Origin of the sequence: Pseudomonas sp. NPDC089534 (genome assembly GCF_044749305.1) — a bacterium.
Classification (GTDB): domain Bacteria; phylum Pseudomonadota; class Gammaproteobacteria; order Pseudomonadales; family Pseudomonadaceae; genus Aquipseudomonas; species Aquipseudomonas ekonensis.
Genome location: NZ_JBIVHR010000016.1, coordinates 38487 through 58818 on the forward strand (window position 1 = coordinate 38487; position 20332 = coordinate 58818).

General features: G+C 65.6%; 20 protein-coding genes. 8 read left to right on the plus strand and 12 right to left on the minus strand.

The window, feature by feature from the left end; translation table 11 throughout:
• Positions 1-251: 251 nt before the first annotated feature.
• Positions 252-1403, minus strand: a complete 1152-nt coding sequence (locus ACIP0B_RS07085) for an acyl-CoA dehydrogenase family protein (RefSeq protein ID WP_400830781.1) — start codon at positions 1401-1403, stop codon at positions 252-254.
• 3 nt (positions 1404-1406) lie between these two features.
• The gene (locus ACIP0B_RS07090; RefSeq protein ID WP_400830783.1) at positions 1407-2513 is read right to left on the minus strand and encodes an enoyl-CoA hydratase/isomerase family protein; all 1107 of its coding nucleotides are present in this window, start codon (positions 2511-2513) and stop codon (positions 1407-1409) included.
• Positions 2514-2967: 454 nt separating this feature from the next.
• On the opposite strand from ACIP0B_RS07090, the gene ACIP0B_RS07095 reads away from it, so the two are divergent.
• From ACIP0B_RS07095 to astA, 7 genes are all read left to right on the plus strand, one after another.
• Positions 2968-3747 carry a transporter substrate-binding domain-containing protein gene (locus ACIP0B_RS07095; RefSeq protein WP_400830785.1) on the plus strand — a complete coding sequence of 260 codons (780 nt, stop codon included), beginning with the start codon at positions 2968-2970 and terminating at the stop codon, positions 3745-3747.
• A gap of 78 nt (positions 3748-3825) precedes the next feature.
• Positions 3826-4551, plus strand: a complete 726-nt coding sequence (locus tag ACIP0B_RS07100; RefSeq protein WP_400830787.1) for an ABC transporter permease — start codon at positions 3826-3828, stop codon at positions 4549-4551.
• On the plus strand, positions 4548-5258 hold the full coding sequence (locus ACIP0B_RS07105; RefSeq protein WP_400830789.1) for an ABC transporter permease: 711 nt from the start codon (positions 4548-4550) through the stop codon (positions 5256-5258). Before ACIP0B_RS07100 ends, ACIP0B_RS07105 begins: the two co-directional genes overlap by 4 nt.
• Before the next feature lie 52 nt (positions 5259-5310).
• Complete coding sequence (locus tag ACIP0B_RS07110) at positions 5311-6072, plus strand: ABC transporter ATP-binding protein (protein WP_085639621.1); 762 nt, start codon at positions 5311-5313, stop codon at positions 6070-6072.
• A 12-nt stretch (positions 6073-6084) separates the two neighbouring features.
• Complete coding sequence (locus ACIP0B_RS07115) at positions 6085-6564, plus strand: Lrp/AsnC family transcriptional regulator (protein ID WP_400830792.1); 480 nt, start codon at positions 6085-6087, stop codon at positions 6562-6564.
• Between the two features lie 184 nt (positions 6565-6748).
• A complete protein-coding gene (gene ctlX / locus ACIP0B_RS07120; protein ID WP_400830794.1) occupies positions 6749-7699 on the plus strand; it encodes a citrulline utilization hydrolase CtlX in 951 nt (316 codons plus the stop codon).
• Positions 7696-8730: an arginine N-succinyltransferase gene (gene astA / locus ACIP0B_RS07125; RefSeq protein WP_400830796.1), complete on the plus strand. Its 1035-nt coding sequence runs from the start codon at positions 7696-7698 to the stop codon at positions 8728-8730. The genes ctlX and astA overlap by 4 nt, the downstream gene beginning before the upstream one ends.
• 13 nt (positions 8731-8743) lie before the next feature.
• On the opposite strand, the gene ACIP0B_RS07130 is transcribed toward astA, so the two are convergent.
• The 9 genes from ACIP0B_RS07130 to argH all read right to left on the minus strand — a co-directional run bounded on the left by ACIP0B_RS07130 (position 8744) and on the right by argH (position 18515).
• Complete coding sequence (locus ACIP0B_RS07130) at positions 8744-9439, minus strand: HPP family protein (RefSeq protein ID WP_400830797.1); 696 nt, start codon at positions 9437-9439, stop codon at positions 8744-8746.
• Positions 9440-9608: 169 nt separating this feature from the next.
• Positions 9609-10787 carry an MFS transporter gene (locus ACIP0B_RS07135; protein ID WP_400830799.1) on the minus strand — a complete coding sequence of 393 codons (1179 nt, stop codon included), beginning with the start codon at positions 10785-10787 and terminating at the stop codon, positions 9609-9611.
• A 310-nt stretch (positions 10788-11097) separates the two neighbouring features.
• Positions 11098-12447 (minus strand): MmgE/PrpD family protein, encoded by a 1350-nt coding sequence (locus tag ACIP0B_RS07140; protein ID WP_400830801.1) that lies wholly within the window; start codon positions 12445-12447, stop codon positions 11098-11100.
• On the minus strand, positions 12444-13331 hold the full coding sequence (locus ACIP0B_RS07145; RefSeq protein WP_400830802.1) for a polysaccharide deacetylase: 888 nt from the start codon (positions 13329-13331) through the stop codon (positions 12444-12446). The genes ACIP0B_RS07140 and ACIP0B_RS07145 overlap by 4 nt, the downstream gene beginning before the upstream one ends.
• A complete protein-coding gene (locus ACIP0B_RS07150; protein WP_400830804.1) occupies positions 13324-14172 on the minus strand; it encodes a polysaccharide deacetylase in 849 nt (282 codons plus the stop codon). Before ACIP0B_RS07150 ends, ACIP0B_RS07145 begins: the two co-directional genes overlap by 8 nt.
• Before the next feature lie 237 nt (positions 14173-14409).
• A complete protein-coding gene (locus ACIP0B_RS07155; protein ID WP_400830805.1) occupies positions 14410-15234 on the minus strand; it encodes an ABC transporter substrate-binding protein in 825 nt (274 codons plus the stop codon).
• A 39-nt stretch (positions 15235-15273) separates the two neighbouring features.
• A complete protein-coding gene (locus ACIP0B_RS07160; RefSeq protein WP_400830806.1) occupies positions 15274-16038 on the minus strand; it encodes an amino acid ABC transporter ATP-binding protein in 765 nt (254 codons plus the stop codon).
• 20 nt (positions 16039-16058) lie between these two features.
• On the minus strand, positions 16059-16937 hold the full coding sequence (locus ACIP0B_RS07165) for an amino acid ABC transporter permease (protein ID WP_400830808.1): 879 nt from the start codon (positions 16935-16937) through the stop codon (positions 16059-16061).
• Positions 16938-17087: 150 nt separating this feature from the next.
• Positions 17088-18515 carry an argininosuccinate lyase gene (argH, locus tag ACIP0B_RS07170; protein ID WP_400830809.1) on the minus strand — a complete coding sequence of 476 codons (1428 nt, stop codon included), beginning with the start codon at positions 18513-18515 and terminating at the stop codon, positions 17088-17090.
• A 298-nt stretch (positions 18516-18813) separates the two neighbouring features.
• On the opposite strand from argH, the gene ACIP0B_RS07175 reads away from it, so the two are divergent.
• A complete protein-coding gene (locus ACIP0B_RS07175) occupies positions 18814-19779 on the plus strand; it encodes a LysR family transcriptional regulator (RefSeq protein ID WP_400830811.1) in 966 nt (321 codons plus the stop codon).
• A gap of 2 nt (positions 19780-19781) precedes the next feature.
• Here the strand turns inward: ACIP0B_RS07175 and ACIP0B_RS07180 are convergent, their stop codons facing one another.
• Complete coding sequence (locus ACIP0B_RS07180) at positions 19782-20300, minus strand: GNAT family N-acetyltransferase (protein ID WP_400830812.1); 519 nt, start codon at positions 20298-20300, stop codon at positions 19782-19784.
• Positions 20301-20332: the final 32 nt, after the last annotated feature.

Here is a 20332-nt window from a genome sequence, read left to right on the forward strand (position 1 = left end):
CACCGATGATGTGCCAGGCACAAGTCCTGTGGGAGCGGGCTTGCCCGCGATGGCGGAGTGTCAGCCGACAGAGATGTCGATGACCCACCGCCATCGCCAGCAGGCTGGCTCCCACAGTTTGAGTTGCAACACAAAACCCATGTGGGAGCGAGCCTGCTCGCGATAGCGGAGTGTCAGCCGACACAAATGCCGCCGACCCGACACCTTTCAGAGAAAGACCGCAGCCTTATGCAGGCTGCGGTCTTTTTGTTTCAGAGCGGGTAGTGCCTCAGCTCGCGGGCGATGACCATGCGCTGGATCTCGCTCGACCCTTCGTAGATCTGGGTGATCCGCGCGTCCCGGTAGTATTTCTCCACCGGGTAATCCTCCAGATACCCGTACCCGCCATGGATCTGGATCGCCGACGAGCAGACCTTCTCGGCCATTTCCGAGGCGAACAGCTTGGCCTGCGAGGCCTCGGACAGGCACGGCTTGCCGGCGGTGCGCAGGCGGGCGGCGTGCAGGATCATCAGCCGGGCGGCATTCAGTTGCATGTGCATGTCCGCCAACAGGTTGGCGATGCTCTGGTGTTCGATGATCGGCGTGCCGAACTGCACGCGCTCACGGGCATAGGCCAGCGCCGCCTCGAAGGCCGCGCGGGCGATGCCCAGGGCCTGGGCGGCGATGCCGATGCGGCCGCCCTCAAGGTTGGACAACGCGATGGCCAGGCCCTTGCCGCGCTCGCCCAGCAGGTTGGCCTCGGGGATGCGGCAATCGCTGAGGGTCACGGCGCAGGTGTCCGAGGCGCGGATGCCCATCTTGTGTTCGCTGCGGTCAACGGTGAAGCCCGGCGTGTCGGTGGGCACCAGGAACGCCGAGAGGCCTTTCTTGCCCAGCTCCGGGTCGGTCACCGCGAACACGATGGCCAGCTTGGCCCGCTTGCCGTTGCTGACGAACTGCTTGGCGCCGTTGATCACCCAGTGGCCGTCGCGCAGTTCGGCGCGGGTGCGCAGGTTGTGCGCTTCGGAGCCGGCCTGGGGTTCGGTCAGGCAGAAGCAGCCGATGACCTGGCCGCTGGCCAGGTCCGTCAGCCAGGTTTCTTTCTGGGCTTCGCTGCCGTAGTTGAGCACCGGGCCGCAGCCCACCGAGTTGTGGATGCTCATGAACGCGCCGGTGGCGCCGTCGCCGGCGGAGATTTCTTCCACCGCCAGGGCATAGGCGACGTAGTCGACGTAGGTGCCGCCCCATTCTTCCGGCACCACCATGCCCAGCAGGCCCAGTGCGCCCATCTTCGCCACCAGGCCGTCGTCGATCCAGCCGGCCTTTTCCCAGGCTTGCGCGTGGGGTGCGATTTCGCCGCGGGCAAAGTCCCGGGCCATGTCGCGGATCATTACCTGTTCTTCAGTCAATTCGAGATCGTGCATGGCTCAGCTCCCGCTCTCTGCGAAACCGTGGAAGAAACCCGCGACCCGCCCGGCGTCCAGCGCCTTGAGGGTGGGCGGGTTCCAGCGTGGGGATTTGTCTTTGTCGATCAGCAGGGCGCGTACGCCCTCGATCAGGTCGCCGCGCTCGAACCACTGCCGGTCCAGGTGCAGTTCGAGGGCGAAGCAGTTGTCCAGGCTCAGGTGACGGCCCCGGCGCAGCATCTCCAGGGTCACGGCCATGGCCAGCGGCGAACGGGTCTCCATCAGGTCGGCGGTGGCGGTCGCCCATTCGTGGCTGTCGGCGACGGTCACGGCCCGCAACTGCTCGACGATGCTCGGCACGTCAGGCAACGCGAAGAAATGGTCGATGGCCGGACGCAGGGCCTGCAGCGGCGCGTCGGGCAGGGTCTGCACGGCGTGCCGGGCCAGCAGGCTCTGCAGATCCTTGAGCGGCGTGTCGCGCCATTCGAGGCTGTCGAGCCGGTCGTCGAGCGCCGCGAGCCCGGCGCTTTCCAGATACCAGTCCGCCAACCCGCAGTACAGCGCATCGGCGGCGCGGACCTGCACCCCGGTGACGCCCAGGTAGATCCCCAGCTCGCCGGGGATGCGCGGCAGGAAGTAGCTGCCGCCGACATCCGGGAAGTAACCGATGGCCGTTTCCGGCATCGCCAGGCGGCTTTTCTCGGTGACCACCCGCAGGTCCGCGCCTTGCACCAGGCCCATGCCGCCGCCCAGGACAAAGCCGTCCATCAGCGCCAGCACCGGCTTGCGGTAGCGGTGGATCGTCAGGTCGAGGGCGTATTCCTCGACGAAGAAGTCTTCGTGCAGCGTGTCGCCGGTTTTGTGGCTGTCGTAGAGGGAACGGATATCGCCGCCGGCGCAGAACGCTTTCTCGCCGGCGCCGCGCAGCACGACGGCGCGGACATGGTCGTCGCCGGCCCAGGCGTCCAGGTGCCGCTGCAACTGGCGGACCATGTCCAGGGTCAAGGCGTTGAGGCCGGCGGGGCGGTTGAGGGTCAGGTGACCGATGTGATTGCGAACCTCGGCCAGCACGTCGTTCTGTGTGGCATCCATGGACGGCGTCCGCGGGGATGAAGCCTGAGCAGTCATCAGTAACTCCCTGCTTTTATTGTTTTTTGTGCGGTGTGTACGGTGGGCTCGCGCGCGAGCGTTGCCGGATCGTAACAGTGCAAATTTGCCGTGCACAACCGGGATCTGTGCAGGGGCTGTCTGCATTTTTGTCATGCCGGGTGCGGTGCGCGGCCGTTGGCCCCGGATCTTCGGCGTCTGCGACAGAATCGGCTGTGAAGGCGCCGTTATCAGCACAATAGAGGGGTCGCCGCCGCCCCATACGACACCTGCCGCCGACCGTCTGTTGGCATTCTGGCCCCCGGATCCCGAGCGCTCTGCGCCAAGGGTTTCAGCACGGGCATCACGCATGTCCCGGAACAAAAACAACAAGAACGCTGTTGCGGCGCGAGCCGCATCGACTTTCTGTTCCTGCCCATAAAGGCGGCCGACCGGCGCGGCCGCGACAATTCCAGACAGATCAGGACTCAAGAAGATGAAAACCAAATGGCTGAGCGTGTCCGTACTCGCGTTGCTGTGCTGCACCTCCGGCGCCTATGCGAAGGAATGGAAAGAGCTGCGGTTCGGCGTCAACCCCAGTTACCCGCCCTTTGAATCGACCACCGCCGACGGCGGCGTGCAGGGCTTCGGCGTCGATCTGGGCAATGCGATCTGCGCCGAGCTGAAGGTCAAGTGCGTGTGGGTCAGCAATGACTTCGACGGGCTGATCCCGGCGCTCAAGGCCGGCAAGTTCGATGCCATCGAGTCGTCGATGACCGTGACCGACGCGCGCAAGAAGCAGATCGACTTCACCGACCGCCTGTACGCCGGGCCCACCGCCATCGTCACCCGCAAGGACTCGGGCCTGCTGCCCACCGGCGAATCCCTCAAGGGCAAGACCCTCGGTTACATGCAGGGCACGATCCAGGAAGCCTACGCCAAGGCGCGCCTGGGGCCGGCCGGGGTCAAGCTGCGGGCCTACCAGAATCAGGATCAGGTCTACGCCGACCTGGTGTTCGGCCGCCTCGACGCGTCGATCCAGGACAAGCTGCAGGCGCAGATGAGTTTCCTCGCGTCGCCCCAGGGCGCGCCGTTCCAGAACAGCGAAGGCATCAGCGACCCCTTGATCCCGTCGGACATCGCCATCGGCGTGCGCCAGGGCAACGACGAACTCAAGGGCATGCTCAACGCCGCCATCCAGGCCCTGCATGACAAGGGCATCTACGCGCAGATCCAGCGCAAGCACTTCGGTGACCTGGACCTCTACAACAACTGATCCCCGCGCCCGCCGCGCCCTGTGTGCTGTCCAAGCGCGCAGCGCACGGAGGCGGGCGGCAAACGACAGGTGACTGGCGTGAATGACTTCCTGAGTTGGATCGGGCTCGATCTGTCGAGCCTGCAAGGCTACGGCCCGCTGTTGCTGCACGGCACATGGGTGACCCTGCAACTGTCGGCGCTGGCGCTGCTGGTGAGCATGGCCCTGGGCCTGTTGGGGGCGGCGGCCAAGCTGTCGCCGCTCAAGCTGCTGAACCTGCCGGCGACGTTCTACACCACGCTGATCCGCGGCGTGCCGGACCTGGTGCTGATGCTGCTGATCTTCTACAGCCTGCAGGGCTGGGTGAGCAGCCTCACCGAACTGATGGGCTGGCCGTACCTGGAGATCGATCCGTTCGTGGCCGGCATCGTCACCCTCGGCTTCATCTACGGCGCGTATTTCACCGAGACCTTCCGCGGGGCGATCCTCAGCGTGCCGCGGGGTCAGCAGGAGGCCGCCGCGAGCTTCGGCCTCGACCGCTGGCAGCGTTTCCGTTTCGTGGTGTTCCCGCAGATGATGCGCTTCGCCTTGCCGAGCCTGGGCAACAACTGGCTGGTGCTGCTCAAGGCCACGGCGCTGGTGTCGATCATCGGCCTGTCGGACCTGGTCAAGGTGGCCCAGGAAGCGGGCAAGAGCACGTTCAACATGCTCGACTTCCTGCTGCTGGCGGCGGCGCTGTACCTGCTGATCACCAGCGCCTCCAATTACGTGCTGCGCGCGCTGGAGCGCCGCTACAACCAGGGCGTGCGGGGGATGGCGCGATGATCGAACTGATAGCCGAATACTGGAAACCCTTCCTGTTCAGCGACGGCGAGGCCCTGACCGGCCTGGCGATGACCCTCTGGCTGCTGGTGGCGAGCATCGCGATGGGGTTCTGCCTGTCGCTGCCTTTGGCGGTCATGCGCGTCTCGCGCTTGGGCGTGGTGCGCTGGCCGGTGCAGCTGTTCACCTACGTGTTCCGCGGCACGCCGCTGTATATCCAGTTGCTGATCTGCTACAGCGGGATCTACGGCATCGCCGCGGTGCGCTCGCAGCCGCTGCTCGAAGCGTTTTTCCGCGATGCGATGAACTGCACGTTGCTGGCCTTCACCCTGAACACCTGCGCCTACACCGTGGAGATCTTCGCCGGGGCGATCCGCAGCATCCCCTACGGCGAGATCGAAGCGGCCCACGCCTACGGCCTCAGCGGCTGGCGCCTGTACCGGCGGCTGATCCTGCCGTCGGCGCTGCGCCGGGCGCTGCCGTACTACAGCAACGAAGTGATCCTGATGCTGCACGCCACCTCGGTGGCGTTCACGGCCACCATCCCCGACATCCTCAAGGTCGCCCGGGACGCCAACGCCGCGACGTTCATGACCTTTCAGGCGTTCGGCATCGCCGGCCTGCTGTACCTCGCGCTGTCGTTCGGCCTGGTCGGCGCGTTCCGCCTGACGGAGCGGCGCTGGCTGAACTTCCTCGGCCCGGCCCACTGATCTTTTTTACCCAGAGCCGCGCCGGTCCGGGGCGGCTCCCGGAGATTCATCCATGTATAAGCTGACGGTAGAAAATCTGTACAAGCGCTTCGGTGACAATGAAGTGCTCAAGGGCGTCTCGTTGAACGCGCGGGCCGGCGATGTGGTGAGCATGATCGGCGCCAGCGGTTCGGGCAAAAGCACTATGCTGCGTTGCATCAACTTTCTGGAGCGGGCGGACGAGGGCGCCATCACCCTGGACGGCGAGCGGATCCTCACCCGGCAGGGTGCCGGCGGCATGCGGGTGGCCAACCCCAAACAGTTGCAGTCGCTGCGCACGCGTCTGGCGATGGTGTTCCAGCATTTCAACCTGTGGAGCCACCTGACCGTGCTGGAGAACATCGTGCTTGCGCCCTGCCGGGTGTTGGGCGAAAGCCGCAAGGAAGCCGAAGAACGGGCACTGGCCTACCTGGACAAGGTCGGCCTGCCGCAGCGGGTGGCGCAGCAGTACCCGGCGTTCCTCTCCGGCGGCCAGCAACAGCGGGTGGCCATCGCCCGGGCGCTGGCGGTGGAGCCGGAGATCCTGCTGTTCGACGAGCCTACCTCGGCGCTGGATCCGGAACTGGTCGGCGAAGTGCTGAAAGTGATTCAGGCCCTGGCCGAAGAGGGGCGCACCATGCTGATGGTCACCCACGAAATGGGCTTTGCCCGGCAGGTGTCCAGCCAGGTGCTGTTCCTGCACCAGGGACGGGTGGAGGAGCAGGGCGACGCGAGCCTGCTCGACCGGCCGCGCAGCGAGCGTTTGCAGCAATTCCTATCGGGTCGTTTGAAGTGAGGCAAGGGATACATGGCGGACATCCGCGATCTGACGATCGTGCTTGATCGGATCGATCAGGCCATCATCGAAGTGCTGCGCCACGAAGGGCGCATCACCTATCAAAAGCTCTCCGAGCGCGTGCACCTGACGCCCAGGCCTTGCCTGGAACGGGTGCGCAAGCTTGAACAGCTTGGCGTCATCCGGGGCTACGGGGCGATTCTCGACGAGAAGAAACTGACGCCGGGGCTGTCGCTGCTGGTGCTGGTGGCGCTGTCGAACCAGAGCGGGCGGGCGGCGCAGAAAGCCTTCGAGGCCAAGGTGCGCGCCTGCCCGCAGGTGCTCGAATGCCGGCTGGTCAGCGGCGCGTTCGACTACAGCCTGCGCATGCGCTGCCGGGACATGGAACACTACCGGGTGCTGACCGAGGTGTGGTTCGACGACCCGGACCTGCACATCGACAAACTGGTCAGCCACCCGGAACTGGCGACGGTCAAAACCACCATGGAGTGAGCCGATCCGACACCAAGACCGCAGCCCGCAGGCTGCGGTTTTTTTTGTCCGGGCGCCTGCCGAATCGGCTGGGCAAACAGCCGATTTCGACCGTTTCCATCACTGGCGGTCGGCGCAACAACCGGGTTTGCTCCGGGCCGGAACAGACAATGGGCACCTCCCAACCCTCATCGGTTCCGTGCCCATGCAGACCACCAACACCGTTTTGATGATTCGCCCGACACGCTTCTCCTTCAACCAGGACACGGCGGCGAACAACCGCTTCCAGCGCCCGGCGGAGCACGCCGAAGACGTGCAGCTCAAGGCCTTGCAGGAATTCGACGGCTATGTCGCCGCACTGCGCGGGCACGGGGTCGAGGTGCTGGTGCACAACGACCGCGAAGCCCCGCACACCCCCGACTCGATCTTCCCCAACAACTGGTGGAGCAGCCACCCCGACGGCACGCTGGTGCTGTACCCGATGCAAGGGCAGAACCGCCGGCTGGAACGCGACAAAGGCGTGCTCGACTGGCTGGGCGAAACCTACCGGGTCGAGCGCCTGGTGGATCTTTCCGGGCTGGAGCGCCAAGAGGTCTTTCTGGAGGGCACCGGCAGCATGGTGCTCGACCGTCAGCAGCGCATCTGCTACGCCGGCTACTCCACGCGCACCCACGGCCATGCCCTGGAGCAGGCGGTCGAGCAGTTGGGCTATTCGCTGTGCGCCTTCAACGCCGTCGACCGCCAGGGCGTGGCGATCTACCACACCAACGTGATGATGAGCGTCGGCACCCGGTTGGCCGTGGCCTGCCTGGACAGTGTCGCCCATGCCGGCGAGCGCCAGGCGCTGCGCGCGCGGCTGGAGGAGACCGGCAAGCAGGTGATCGCCCTGGACTGGGCCCAGCTCGAATCCTTCGCCGGCAACATGCTCGAAGTCCGCAACGCCGCCGGCGAGCCGCTGCTGGTGATGTCGCGCACCGCGTGGCGATCGCTGGATCCCGCCCAGCGCCGCACCCTCGAAAGCCTGGCCACGCCGCTGCCGGTGAACATCGACACCATCGAACGCATCGGCGGCGGCAGCGCACGCTGCATGTTGGCCGAAGTGTTTTTCCCAAAACGCGAGCCGCAACCGCTGACCGCCAAGGAGCACACCCGATGATCGTCCGTCCCGCCACCCCCGATGACTTGCCCGCCTTGCTGGCCCTGGCCCACAGCGCCGGCGCCGGTTTGACCACCTTGCCCGCCGACGCGGCCCGTTTGCGCCAGCGCCTGGACTGGGCGGCGAAAACCTTCGCCAAAGAAGCCTCCCGGGCCGATGCCGATTACCTGTTCGTGCTGCAGAACCCGCAAGGCGAGGCCATCGGCATCTGCGCGCTGGCCGGCGCGGTGGGCCTGCGCGAGCCCTGGTACAACTACCGGTTGGGGCTGTTCGTGGCGGCGTCGAAGAACCTCGGCATCAACCAGCAACTGCCCACGCTGTTTCTGGGCAACGACATGACCGGCCAATCGGAGCTGTGCTCGCTGTTCCTGCACGCCGACCACCGCAGCGGCGTCAACGGCCGCTTGCTGTCCAAGGCGCGGTTCCTGTTCCTGGCGGAGTTCCGCGAGCGCTTCGGCGACAAGGTCATCGCCGAAATGCGCGGCTATTCGGACGAGAACGGGGTGTCGCCGTTCTGGGAAGGGTTGGGCCGGCACTTCTTCAAAATGGATTTCGCCGACGCCGATTACCTCACCGGCCTGGGCAACAAGACCTTCATCGCCGAACTGATGCCCAAGTTCCCGCTGCCCACCTGCCTGCTGCCGGAAGCCGCCCGCGCGGTGATCGGCCGCGTCCACCCCAACACCGAACCGGCGCTGGGCATGCTCAAGGCCGAAGGCTTCGAGCACCGCGACTACATCGACATTTTCGACGGCGGTCCGCTGATCGAATGCGACACCGGCCAGATCCGCGCCGTGCGCGACAGCCAGGTGCTGCAACTGAGCCTCGGCACACCGGGGGACGCGGCGGACACCTGGCTGATCCACAACCGTGGGTTCGCCGACTGCAAGATCACGGCCGCGCGGGCGCGGGTGGCGGCGGGCACCTTGATCGTCGATGCGCAGACCGCCGGCACGCTGGGGCTGACGGCCGGGGCGTCGGTGCGGGCGGTGCCGCTGGCGGTGCCGGCGCGGCAGCAAGCGGCGGCGTGAGATCGGCTGGAGGTCAGGCCTTACCGCCGAGCACTTCGCCGATGCTGCGCCGTTTGGCATGCAGCTCGCTGGCATGGATCAACTGCTCAAGGTCCTGCGGGGTGACGTCGATGAAGGCTTCCATGTCGGCCAGCGCCCGTTTCAGGTCTTCGGCGGTGATGGCCAGGGCGTCGACCGGGGCGACGGCGGGGGCCGGTTCGGCGGGGCGCTTGGGGTAGCGGATGCGCGTCAGGTTGTTGTAGGCCAGCGCGCAGGCCACCAGGCTCACCGCGCTGAGCATCACCGGCCCCAGGGCCGTCCAGTCCATGGCGACGGTGGCGGGATCGGCCAGCACCATCGTCAGGGCCACCGCACCGGCCGGAGGGTGCAGGCAGCGCAGCCAGCACATCAGGATCAGCGCCATGCCGGCCGCCAGGCAAGCGCTGCCCAGGGTGCGGCCCAGCACATGGGCCACCAGCAGCGCGACCGTGCCGGCGCACAGGTAGCCGCCGACGATCGACCACGGTTGCGCCAGGGCGCCGGAGGACACCGCAAACAGAAGCACCGCCGAGGCGCCCAGCGGGCCCATCACATGGTAGGCGGCCTGGATGCCGAACACCTGGCTGCACACCCAGACGCTGACCAGCGTGCCCAAGGCCATGCCGATGGCGGCTCGGCTCCATTCGGTGGGACGGGTGTTGACGGCGGCGGGCAACCAGCGGGCGAGCATGGACAGGTGTTCCTCTTGGGGCGGACGGAAAAGCGCAAGGCAAAAAAAAGGACTTGTCCGTCGAATCCGGAAAGTCCTTCGAAACGTTCCAACTATTGGGGGAGGAACGCGCACAGTGTGCCAAGCAAACTGGATGCTGACAAATTCATATAAATGCAGTTTCAGTGCATTATTTTTGCAGTAAGGCCACCCGCCGTCCGCTCATGAAGCACAGGAAGCCGCCCATCGCGGTCAACGCGCTCAAGGCGTAGAACATGGTCGGCGCCGGGGTGTGCATCAGCAGGAAGCCGCAGATCACCGGGCTCAGGGCGCCTCCCAGGGCCGCCAGGTTCTGCGCGCCGTAGTAGCTGCCGCGCAGTTCCTCCGGGGCCAGGGTGTCGACGAACAGGAATTCGGACGGGTAAATGATCATCTCGCCGAGGGTGAAGATGAACATCGCGACGCACCAGCTCACCAGGCTGTCGGCCAGGCTGAAGCCGATGAGGCCTGCGATGAACAGGCCGGTGCCGGCGACGATCCAGTAGCGCAGCTTTTCCCGGCTGAGGAACCGGCCGATCTGGTATTGCAGCAGGATCACCGCGATGGCGTTGCAGGCGAGCAGGGCGGCCATGGTCTTGAGGGCCTGCTGCGAGTCCTCGACCACCAGCAGGTACTGCGACAGGTACAGGGTGAAGCGGCCGTGCACCACGGTGCTGAGCAGGCAGCCGCAGGTGAACATGATCAGGGTGCGGTCGTTCTTCAGGGTGACCAGGGTCTTGAGGAAGCTTTGGGGCTGGCCGATCACGGCCACGGGGTTGGCGTCCTTGGGGATGCCGACCATCAGGAAGATGCTGGCGAAGGCGATGGCGGCGGCGATCAGGAACGGCGCGATCGGATACACCCCGGCGATCACCACCCCGAGCATCGGGCCGGTGGCGTAGCCGATGTTGGTCAGGGTGTAGCGCAGGGAGAAGGCCTTGGCCCGCTGGTTGATCGGCAGGTGTTCGCTGAGGATCGCCTTGGAGCCGATCAGGAACAGCGCCGAGGCGGTTTCGGTGATCACCAGCGTGGCGGTGGTCAGGTACAGGTTGTGGGCGAACGTCAGCAGCACGAAGCCGACGGCGCTGGAGAGCATCGCCAGGATCAGCAGCCGGCGCTTTTCCAGACGGTCGATGATGTAGCCGCCGTACAGCGCGAGCAGGGTGGCGATGAACACCGCGATGCCCAGCAGCAGGCCGACGTCCTGTTGGTTGAGGCCCAGCTTCTGGCTCAGGAACAGGGTGAGCAGGGGGCTGGTGATGGCGCGGCTGACGACGATGGTCAGCGAGACGATCATCAGACGGCGGATAACGAGCGAATACTTGGCCACGGAAAATCAAATGTCCTTATTCAGATAGTGTTTTGCTCGACTGGAAACCGCGTGGCCTTCATCGCCAGCAGGCTGGCTCCCACAGGAATCCCGGCCGGACGCAGAATCAGAGCCGGGCACATAACCCTTGTGGGAGCCAGCCTGCTGGCGATGAGGCCTGCACATCTAGCCCCGATGTTGCCTGTCGGATCGCCATCGCCAGCAGGCTGGCTCCCACAGGAATCCCGGCCGGATGCAGAACCTGAGCTCGCCGCAAAACCCTGTAGGAGCGAGCCTGCTCGCGAAGAGGCCAGAACCGGCAACTCAACAATCACGTCAGCCACCGCTCAAGCCCCGATACCGATTCCAGCGACTCCAGATTCCGCAACCGCTCCAGCAACCCTTCGGCCCGATCCTGAGGCAACACCCGCAGCGCCAGGCTGAAGAACTTTTCCTCCAGCGCCGCATCGCTCAGCGGATTGCCCGGCGCGCCCAACGGCACCTCGACGCACAGGCTCGCCTCGCGCCCGTCCACGGTGCGCACGCTGACGACCGGCTCGCCATCCTCGGACAGTTGCCCGTCCACTTCAAGGCGAATCCGCGTCATCCACCGGGCAATGTCCGGATCGTCGCGCCGGGCGTCGTCGTAGGCCGAGAGCCGGCAATGCCCGTGCGCCAGCCGCGCCGCGAGGGCGTAGGGCAGGCTCATCTGCGCCGCCGCCAGCGAAGCGGTGTCGCGCCCGCCGCACATGTCCTGCAAAAAGCCGCACAGGCGCACCTGGACGTCCTCCACCTGAGACGCCCCGACCGCCAGCCGCTCCATCAACAGCCCCAGCGCATCGATCGCCGAATGCGTCCCGCGGCACGCCGCATACGGCTTGATCGAACAGCGGGCGAGTTTCCACACCCGGCCCAGGTCCGCCTCCAGCGCCGCCGGTTGCGCGGTGCCGGGCGCGAGGGTCTTGAGAAAGCCGCCCCACACGTCATCGAACAGTTGCGACGGCCCGCTGATCCCCTCGCGGGCGAAGCGGGCGGCAAGCAGCCCACCTTCGGCGGCGCGGCCGCTGTGCAGCTTCTTGCTCTGCGAACCGTCGTGGATGAACGCCCACAGACCGCCGCTGAAACTGCCGGCGATGCCCAGCGCCGACACGGTCTGCGCCGCGTCCAGGCCGAGGATCCGCGCACTGGCCGCCGCCGCGCCGAACACCCCGCAGGTGGCGGTCGAGTGCCAGCCGGCGCCGTTGTGGGCCGAGTAGCTGCCGCAGGCTTCCAGCACCCGCCGGCCGATCTCGTAGCCGATCACCACGGCGGTGATGAATTCGCGACCGCTCACCGGGCGCTCCGCCAACGCCAGCGCGGCCATCGCCGCCGGCAGCACCACGGCGCCGGAGTGGTCGCAGCCGCCGGTGTCGTCCAGCTCCAGCGCGTGGGCGGCGATGCCGTTGAGCAACGCGGCATGGCCGGCGCCGACCCGCCGTGAGGTGCCCCAGACCGGCACGGTTCCGGGGTCGCTGGCGAACAGCCGTTGCGCCTGAAGCGCCACGGCGCTGTCTGCCCCGGCCAGCGCCGCGCCGAAGGTGTCGAGGATGTGCCGCTTGGCCTGGGCCACCAGCGCATCGGGCAGTGCTTCAAACCGGGTCTCGACGCAGAACCGCGCCAACCGCTGCATCGATTCTGTCATGCGAGGTAATCCCGATAATGCCGCTCATACACCGAGGCGGGATGATCCGCGCCCACCGTTTCCGCCTTCTGCGCCCACCATCGGGCGATGTCGGCACCGCTGGCGATCCACACGTCGCCGTGCTGGCGGATGCTTTCCAGCAGTTCGCGCAGCACGCCGATCCGGCCCGGCGTGGCGATGATTTCCGGGTGCAGGCGCAGCACGTAGCACAGGCCGAAGCGGTGGAAACCGGCGAAGTCCATCAGCAGGTTGCCCAACGTGTGGCTGTACGAGGCGATCCGCGATTGGGCCGGCGGCACGGCGGGGCTCAGGTTGAAGGCGAAGTAGGGTTCGTCTTCCAGTTCGTAGTGCAGCGGCAGCTCGATCACATCCGGCGCCGTCGGGTGGGCGAACGGCAGGTCGTCGCCGCGCCATGACGACGACCAGCGAATGCCTTCGTCGCGCAGCGCTTCGATGAACCCCGGCGCGCCGTTGCCGGCGGGGATTCGGAAACCGCTCGGGCGCTGGCCGGTCAACGCTTGCAGCGCCGCGCAGCCCTTGGCCACGTCTGCGCGTTGCGCCGCCAGGTCCAGCGTGTCGTAGTCCTGGTGGCGGTAGCCGGCGCAGGCGATTTCGTGTCCGCCGGCCAGGATCGCGGCGATGTGCTGCGGGTTTTCCTCGGCGACGATGCCGGGGACGAACCAGGTGGCGGTCACCCCCAGTTCTTGGAACAGCCGCAGCAGCCGTTCGACGCCCCGTTGCGTGCCGTAGCGCCACACCGACAAGGTCTTGTCGCGCCCGGCCACTTCAGGAGCCTGGGTGAGGATGCCGTGGATGTCGTTGTAGTCGACGGTCAGCGCCACGGCGCAGCGCTGGCCGTCGGGCCAGACGGTGGCGTCAGTCATGGTGATGCTCCTTGAGCCACCAGCGGGCGACGTCGCGGCAGGTGGCAAACCACACGTCGTCACGCTCGCGCATGTGTTCGAAGAGTTGTTCCAGCAGCAGGATGCGCCCTGGCTTGCCGGTGATTTTCGGGTGGAACAGGGTGGTCAGGCACAGCCCTTCGTCCATCGCGCCGTCGTACTCGCGTTGCCAGTTGTCCAGGGTCAGGGCGTAGCTGGCGGTGCGGTCCAGGCCGGACGGGAAGTTCGGCGCGCGGGTGTAGGCCAGGGAGGCGTAGTCGTCCATTTCCCAGCGGCCGGGGATCTCCACCAGCGGCGTGGCGTGGCCGGGCACGTCGACCAGGTACGGGCGGTCGTCGCCGCGCATGCTGCTGGAATAGATGACGCCGTTGTCGGCGAGCATCTTCGGGGTCTCGGCGCGCCAGTCGCCGGACGGGGTGCGGAAACCCTCGGCGCGGATGTGCAGGTGCTGCCAGAACACCTCGCGGGATTTCTGCATGACGGCCTGCTGCTCGTCGAGCGTCAGGGCGTAGAAGGATTCGTGCTTGTAGCCGTGGTAGGCCACTTCATGGCCGCGCTCGACGATGGCCTGGCATTGCCTTGGCCAGTTCTCCACGACCCAGGCCGGGACGAAGAACGTGGTCGGCAGCCTGAACGCGTCTAGCAGGTCGAGCAGGCGCGGCAAGGCACGGTAAGGGCCGTAGCCGCCGAAGCCGAAATACTCGGGCTTGCGCCAGATCGAGCCGTTGAGCATGGCATCGCCGGTGGGGCCGTCGAGGTCGAAGGCCAGCGCCAGACAGGCTTTGCGGCCGTCGGGCCAGGTGGGGGGAAGCGGGGAGGACATCACAGGCACTCCAACCATCAATGGATAAACACAAGACCTTGCGGGGGCGGCTTTGCGGTGTGTCATTGGCCGGCGATGTCGCCTGATCCGGCCCTATCGCGGGCAAGCCCGCTCCCACAGGGTTAAATGTCGGGCCCGGGTTCTGTGTACGACCGGGATTCCTGTGGGAGCGGGCTTGCCCGCGATGAGGCCGGCACATCCGGCATCAGCATCGCGATCAGGCCCGCTCCCGCAGGCTCACTTGCCGGCGTTGACGGTCACGTTCTTGATCGCGCCCAGTTCCAGGTCCCACTTCTTCAGGATCGCGCCGTAGCTGCCGTCATCCACCATGCTCTGCAGCGCGACCTTCACCGCCTCGCTCAGCTCAGGCTTTTTCTTGCTCACGCCAAGGCCGGTGAACTGCACGGAGATCGGCTGGCCGACGGTCTTGTACATGTCCTTTTCCTGGGTCTTGAGGTACGACAGGGTTTCGCTGCCCTGCATCGCCGCGTCGATCCGGCTCTGGCGCAGCTGTGCGCGGGCGTCGGCCGAGCCCTCGGTGCCGATCACGTTGATCGCAGGCTTGCCCGCCGCCTCGCAGTTGGCCTTGCTCCACTCGGCGATCTCCGCCGGGAAGGTGGTGCGGCGGCTGGTGCCGACTTTCTTGCCGCACAGGTCGATGATCTCGTTGGTCGCGGCGTTCTTCTGCAAGGTGTAGAACTGCGGGCCGCTGGTGAAATAGTCGACGAAGGTCACGCTGGCCTGGCGCTCTGCGGTGTCGGTCATGCCCGACAGCACCATGTCCACGCGGTCGGTGGTCAGGGCGTTGATCATCTGCTCGAAGCCGGTCTCCTGCCATTTGATCTTGACCCCCAGGCGCTCGGCGAGGGCGTTGCCCAGGTCGTAGTCCAGGCCGGTGAGTTGGTTGGTGGCCGGGTCCTTGAAATCCATCGGCGGGTAGTTGGGCATGATCGCCACGACGATCTCGCCCTTGGCCTTGATGCTGGCCGGCAAGTCGGCGGCGGTGGCGAAACCGCAGGACATGAACGAAGCGAGTACTGCTGGAATGACGAAGTTCTTCATGGACGTTCTCTTATGAGTGTTGTGAAGGCCAAGGGGGCCTTAGGTTCGAACGGCAGAAATGAAGCTTTGGGTGCGCGGGTTTTGCGGGCTTATTAGTATTTCTTCGGGGCTTCCAGCCTCCACGATCTGGCCGCCGTCCATGAACACCATGCGGTTGGAAACCTCCCTGGCGAAGCCCAGTTCATGGGTGACGACGATCATGGTCATGCCGGTCTGCGCCAGATCGCGCATCACCGACAGCACCTCACCGACCAGTTCCGGGTCGAGTGCCGAAGTGGGTTCATCGAACAGCATCAGCTTGGGCCGCATGGCCATGGAGCGTGCGATCGCCACCCGTTGCTGCTGGCCGCCCGACAGTTCGATCGGGTAGCTGTTGCGCTTGTCGGCCAGGCCGACCCGGGCCAGCAGTTCCAGGGCCTCTTCGTGGGCCTCCTTGGGCGAACGCTTGAGCACCTGGCACGGGCCTTCGATGATGTTCTGCAGCACAGTCATGTGCGGAAACAGGTTGAAGCGCTGGAACACCATGCCGGTGGCCAGGCGCTGGCGGGCGATCTGGGTCTCGGTCAGTTCGTGCAGCTTGTGCCCGACGACGCGGTAGCCCACCAGTTCGCCGTCGACCCACAGGCCGCCCTTGTCGATCTTCTCCAGCTGGTTCACGCAGCGCAGCAGGGTGCTCTTGCCCGAGCCCGACGGGCCGATGATGCACAGCACCTCGCCTTGCTCGACCTCGATGTTGATGTCCTTGAGGGCGTGGTACTGGTCGTAATACTTGTTCAGGGCCACGGCCTTGACGATGCTTCTCATGTTCGATTCTCCTGCGCGGCTTACGAGCGCTTGCCGGCGCCGCGAGCGAAACGGCGTTCCAGGCGGCTTTGACCAAAGGACAGCACTGTGACGGTGGCCAGGTACCAGATGCCGGCGACGATCAGCAGCTCCATCACCCGGGCGTTGGCGTAGTAGATGTTCTGGGCGTTGTAGAGCAGTTCCGAGTACTGGATGACGCTGGCCAGCGAGGTCATCTTGACCATGCCGATGAATTCGTTGCCCACCGGCGGAATGATGATGCGCATGGCCTGGGGCAGGATGATCCGGCGCAGCGCCTGCAAGCGCGGCATGCCGATCGACTTGGCCGCTTCGTATTGGCCGGTGTCCACCGACAGCAGGCCGGCGCGCACCACTTCGGCGGTGTAGGCGCCCTGGTTGATGCTCAGGCCGAGCAGGGCGGCCACGAACGGCGTCATCAGGCTCACGGTGTCGAGCTCGAACAGGCCGGGAATGCCGACCGTGGGGAAGATCAGCGCCAGGTTGAACCACAGCAGCAGCTGCAGGATCAGCGGCGTGCCCCGGAACAGCCAGGTGTAGGTCAGCGCCACGTAGCGCAGGATCGGGTTGGCCGACATGCGCATGATCGCCGTGATCACCCCGAACACGATGCCCAGGGCCATGGCCAGCACGGCCATGACGATGGTGTTGAACAGGCCCCACATGATCGCTTCGGAGGTGAGGAACTGGCCGATGTACGACCATTCGATCTTGCCCTCGGCGAAGGCCCGCACCAGGCCGACGAGCGCGATGACGATCACGGTGGCGAAAAAGATCCGCCCGTAGTAGCGCCGCGGCACATGCTGGTACTGGGTGATGTCGAACTGGTTCTCCGCCAGTTTGCGCTCCGCCTGGAGTCGTTCTGCCTGAGTCTGGCTCATGGTGTTTCTCCGAACTGTACTGTCAAATCCAACACATTCCCCTGTGGGAGCGAGCCTGCTCGCGATGGCGGTGGCGCCTTCAACATCGCGGTTGCCTGACCCGGCGCTATCGCGAGCAGGCTCGCTCCCACAGGTTTTTTGGTGTGGCTGCTAGAGGCGGAAGCCCCGGTAGTCTTCGGTCCACGCCTGCTGCGCCGCGAGGGCGGTCTTGAGCCGGCCGATCTGTTCGCGCACCTGCTGCGGCGCGGTGCCGCCCCAGCCGCTGCGGGCGGCGATGGCGGCTTCCAGGGTCAGGCTGTCGCGCACGTCGGCGGTCAGGCGCGGGTCGATTTCCGCCAGCAGGGCCGGCGAGGCTTCCCACAGCTCGATGCCGTGCTTCTCGCAGGCCTGCACCAGGGCGCCGGTGATCTCGTGGGCTTCCTTGAACGGCACGCCGCGCACCGCCAGCCAGTCAGCGACTTCGGTGGCGAGGGTGAAGCCCATCGGCGCCTGGCGCCGCAGTTCCTCGACGTTGACGGTCATGGTCGCGACCATCCCGGCCATGGCCGGCAGCACCAGCAGCAGGGTGTCGACGCTGTCGAGCACGCCGTTCTTGTCCTCGCTCAGGTCACGGTTGTACGACAGCGGCAGGGACTTGAGGGTGGACAGCAGGCCGGTCAGGTTGCCGATCAGGCGTCCGGCCTTGCCCCGCGCCAGTTCGGCGATGTCCGGGTTTTTCTTCTGCGGCATGATCGAGCTGCCGGTGGCGTAGGCATCGTCCAGGTCGACCCAGCGGAACTGGCGCGACGACCACAGGCAGAACTCTTCGGCCAGGCGCGAGATGTTGATCCCCAGCATGCTGGCGATGAACAGGAATTCGGCGACGTGGTCACGGCTGGCCACGGCGTCGATGGAGTTCTCGCAGACGCCGGCGTAGCCCATTTCCTTGGCCGACTGCTGCGGCTGGCGGGCGATGGCGGAACCGGCCATGGCTGCGGCGCCCAGGGGCGACAGCGACGTGCGCGCATCCCAGTCCGCCAGCCGCTGCACGTCACGCAGCATCGACTGGGCGTGGGCCAGCAGGTGATGGGCGAACACGATCGGTTGGGCCTGCTGCAGGTGGGTGAAACCGGGGCAGATGCTTTCCACGTGCTGTTCGGCCTGATCCACCAGCGCCTGTTGCAGGGCCAGGACTTCCACGGCCAGGGTGCGCACGTGATCACGCAGGAACAGGCGCAGGTCGTTGGCGGTCTGGTCGTTGCGCGAACGCCCGGCGCGCAGCTTGCCGCCGAGGGCGCCGAGGCGTTCGGTCAGCAGGCGCTCGATGAAGGTGTGGACGTCTTCGTCGTCCAGGGTCGGGGCGATGCGCCCGGCGGCGAAATCGGCACCGATGCCGTCCAGGGCCTCGATCATCGTGCGGGTTTCCTGCCCGTCGAGCAGGCCGGCCCGCTGCAGTTCGCCGGCATGGGCCTTGGAGCCCGCCAGGTCGTACGGGGTGAGGCGGAAATAGCGCTCGGGGCAACGGGACAGGGCCGCCAGGGCAGCGGAAGGGCCGCTTTTGAAACGGGCGCCCCAGAGACGGTCGGTGGCTTGAGACATGTGTTGTTTTCCTCGTCGGTAACGCGAACTGAAATCGGTGTGCACGGCCTGCCGGTCACGCTGAAAAAAACAGCGGACGGAATCAGGCCAAAGCAGTTTTCAAGAGGGCAGTTGCAATGTCGCGAGAGCTGATCGAAGTGTCAGCTTTTAATGTTTTGCGATCAGTGAGTTGGCACTGATGTGCGGGATTTTTTGGCGGTTGCCAAGCCTTGTTTTCTGTGTTCATTATTATTGGTCGGCGATGTTTTTGTTGTTGGACACAGATTGTTGAACATTGCGCCAGAGGTAAATCAGCATTATGGAAACCCCACTTTCCAATTCCGGAAACCCACCGGTGAAGACCGCCCACCGGGCGCCGCTGGCCCTCAGCGGACTGGATTTCAAACTGCTCAAGGTGTTCAAGGCCGTGGTCGAGGCCGGTGGCTTCAGTGCCGCGCAGAACGAGCTGAACGTGGGCCTTGCGGCCATCAGCAAGCAGATATCCGACCTTGAGATCCGCATCGGCATGCGCCTGTGCACCCGTGGTCGCGAGGGGTTCCACCTGACCGAAGAAGGGCGTCTGGTGTATCAGGCCTCGATTGACCTGTTCGCCTCGGTCGACAACTTTCGGGATCGGCTTAGTTCAGCGCAGAATGAACTGATCGGTGATCTTGGAGTGGGGGTCATCGATAATACGATCAGTGACGTTAATTCGCCGTTAGTTGCAGCGCTTAAACGCATGAATGAAGAGTCGCCGAAAGTAAGGTTTCAACTTCAGGCGACCCAGCTGGATGAAGTCGAAAGAGGGGTGGTGGAAGGTCGCTTAGTTGCCGGAATCGTTCCGGTCTATCAACGGCGCGAAGAGTTTGATTATTACCCGTTGTATGAGGAACGCTCGGAAGTCTATTGCGCGGTCGGCCACCCGCTGTTCGACATGCCCGAGGCGCAGATGGGCAGCGACGTGCTGCTGGATCATGCCTGCATCAACCACCGGTACGCGATCCATCGGGACAAGCTCAACCATGCGCGCTACGACAGTTTTTCCGCATCGGCGACCCAGGTCGAAGCCGTGGCGCTGCTGATCAAGACCGGGCGTTTCGTGGGTTTCCTGCCTCAGCATTACGCCGCCGCGTGGGTGGCGGCCGGGCAGTTCCGGGCGGTGCGCCCCCAGGTGATCAACATCGACACGCCGTTCAGCCTGATCCTGCGCCACAACACCGTGCGCAGCCCCTTGGTGAAGGCGTTCGCCCACGCGTTGGGCGTCGACCTGAAGGCGTCGGCCTGATGTCAGCCCAGCGTCAGCGCCATTGCGCAACGGCGCTCGCCGGGCAATCCGTGGGCGATTTCGTTGTTCAGAACTTCGCTCAGACGCGGGCCGGTTTGTTCCGGGCCCAACAACTCGAACCCCATCCGTTGATAGAACGGCGCATTCCACGGCACATCACGAAAGGTCGTCAGAGTCACCGCGGCAAGTTGTTCGCGGCGCGCCAGTTCAATGGCCGCCGACAATAACTTGCGGCCGATGCCTTGACCCTGAAAGTGTTGGCTGACGGACAGTTCCTCGATATGCAGTTGACGGTCGGTTTCCACCGCCCGCAGAAAGCCTGAAAGTTGCCCGTCATTGCTTTGCGCCACCCACACCCGTGACGCTCGGATGGCCTGCCGGTGCTCCTCGGCGTCCGGCACCGGGGCGTCGGCCAGCCACGCCAGGGACGGGTCGAGGCGGAACAGCTGCGCCGCCGACCGCTCCAGGTCGGGCAGGGCGCAGGCGTCCGATTCACGGGCCGGGCGTACGCTGAATGTCATGGAAGAAACCGCTCCAGTCGCAGGGAAAACCC

Excerpts from the sequence above, each read along its gene's own strand:
- argH (WP_400830809.1), bottom strand. The coding sequence starts at position 18,515 with ATGTCTCAAGCCACCGACCGTCTCTGGGGCGCCCGTTTCAAAAGCGGC.
- ACIP0B_RS07150 (WP_400830804.1), bottom strand. The coding sequence starts at position 14,172 with ATGTCCTCCCCGCTTCCCCCCACCTGGCCCGACGGCCGCAAAGCCTGT.
- ACIP0B_RS07090 (WP_400830783.1), bottom strand. The coding sequence starts at position 2,513 with ATGACTGCTCAGGCTTCATCCCCGCGGACGCCGTCCATGGATGCCACA.
- ACIP0B_RS07175 (WP_400830811.1), top strand. The coding sequence starts at position 18,814 with ATGGAAACCCCACTTTCCAATTCCGGAAACCCACCGGTGAAGACCGCC.
- astA (WP_400830796.1), top strand. The coding sequence starts at position 7,696 with ATGATCGTCCGTCCCGCCACCCCCGATGACTTGCCCGCCTTGCTGGCC.
- ACIP0B_RS07110 (WP_085639621.1), top strand. The coding sequence starts at position 5,311 with ATGTATAAGCTGACGGTAGAAAATCTGTACAAGCGCTTCGGTGACAAT.
- ACIP0B_RS07095 (WP_400830785.1), top strand. The coding sequence starts at position 2,968 with ATGAAAACCAAATGGCTGAGCGTGTCCGTACTCGCGTTGCTGTGCTGC.
- ACIP0B_RS07165 (WP_400830808.1), bottom strand. The coding sequence starts at position 16,937 with ATGAGCCAGACTCAGGCAGAACGACTCCAGGCGGAGCGCAAACTGGCG.
- ACIP0B_RS07180 (WP_400830812.1), bottom strand. The coding sequence starts at position 20,300 with ATGACATTCAGCGTACGCCCGGCCCGTGAATCGGACGCCTGCGCCCTG.
- ACIP0B_RS07145 (WP_400830802.1), bottom strand. The coding sequence starts at position 13,331 with ATGACTGACGCCACCGTCTGGCCCGACGGCCAGCGCTGCGCCGTGGCG.
- ACIP0B_RS07130 (WP_400830797.1), bottom strand. The coding sequence starts at position 9,439 with ATGCTCGCCCGCTGGTTGCCCGCCGCCGTCAACACCCGTCCCACCGAA.
- ACIP0B_RS07105 (WP_400830789.1), top strand. The coding sequence starts at position 4,548 with ATGATCGAACTGATAGCCGAATACTGGAAACCCTTCCTGTTCAGCGAC.
- ACIP0B_RS07115 (WP_400830792.1), top strand. The coding sequence starts at position 6,085 with ATGGCGGACATCCGCGATCTGACGATCGTGCTTGATCGGATCGATCAG.
- ACIP0B_RS07140 (WP_400830801.1), bottom strand. The coding sequence starts at position 12,447 with ATGACAGAATCGATGCAGCGGTTGGCGCGGTTCTGCGTCGAGACCCGG.
- ACIP0B_RS07085 (WP_400830781.1), bottom strand. The coding sequence starts at position 1,403 with ATGCACGATCTCGAATTGACTGAAGAACAGGTAATGATCCGCGACATG.
- ACIP0B_RS07160 (WP_400830806.1), bottom strand. The coding sequence starts at position 16,038 with ATGAGAAGCATCGTCAAGGCCGTGGCCCTGAACAAGTATTACGACCAG.
- ctlX (WP_400830794.1), top strand. The coding sequence starts at position 6,749 with ATGCAGACCACCAACACCGTTTTGATGATTCGCCCGACACGCTTCTCC.
- ACIP0B_RS07155 (WP_400830805.1), bottom strand. The coding sequence starts at position 15,234 with ATGAAGAACTTCGTCATTCCAGCAGTACTCGCTTCGTTCATGTCCTGC.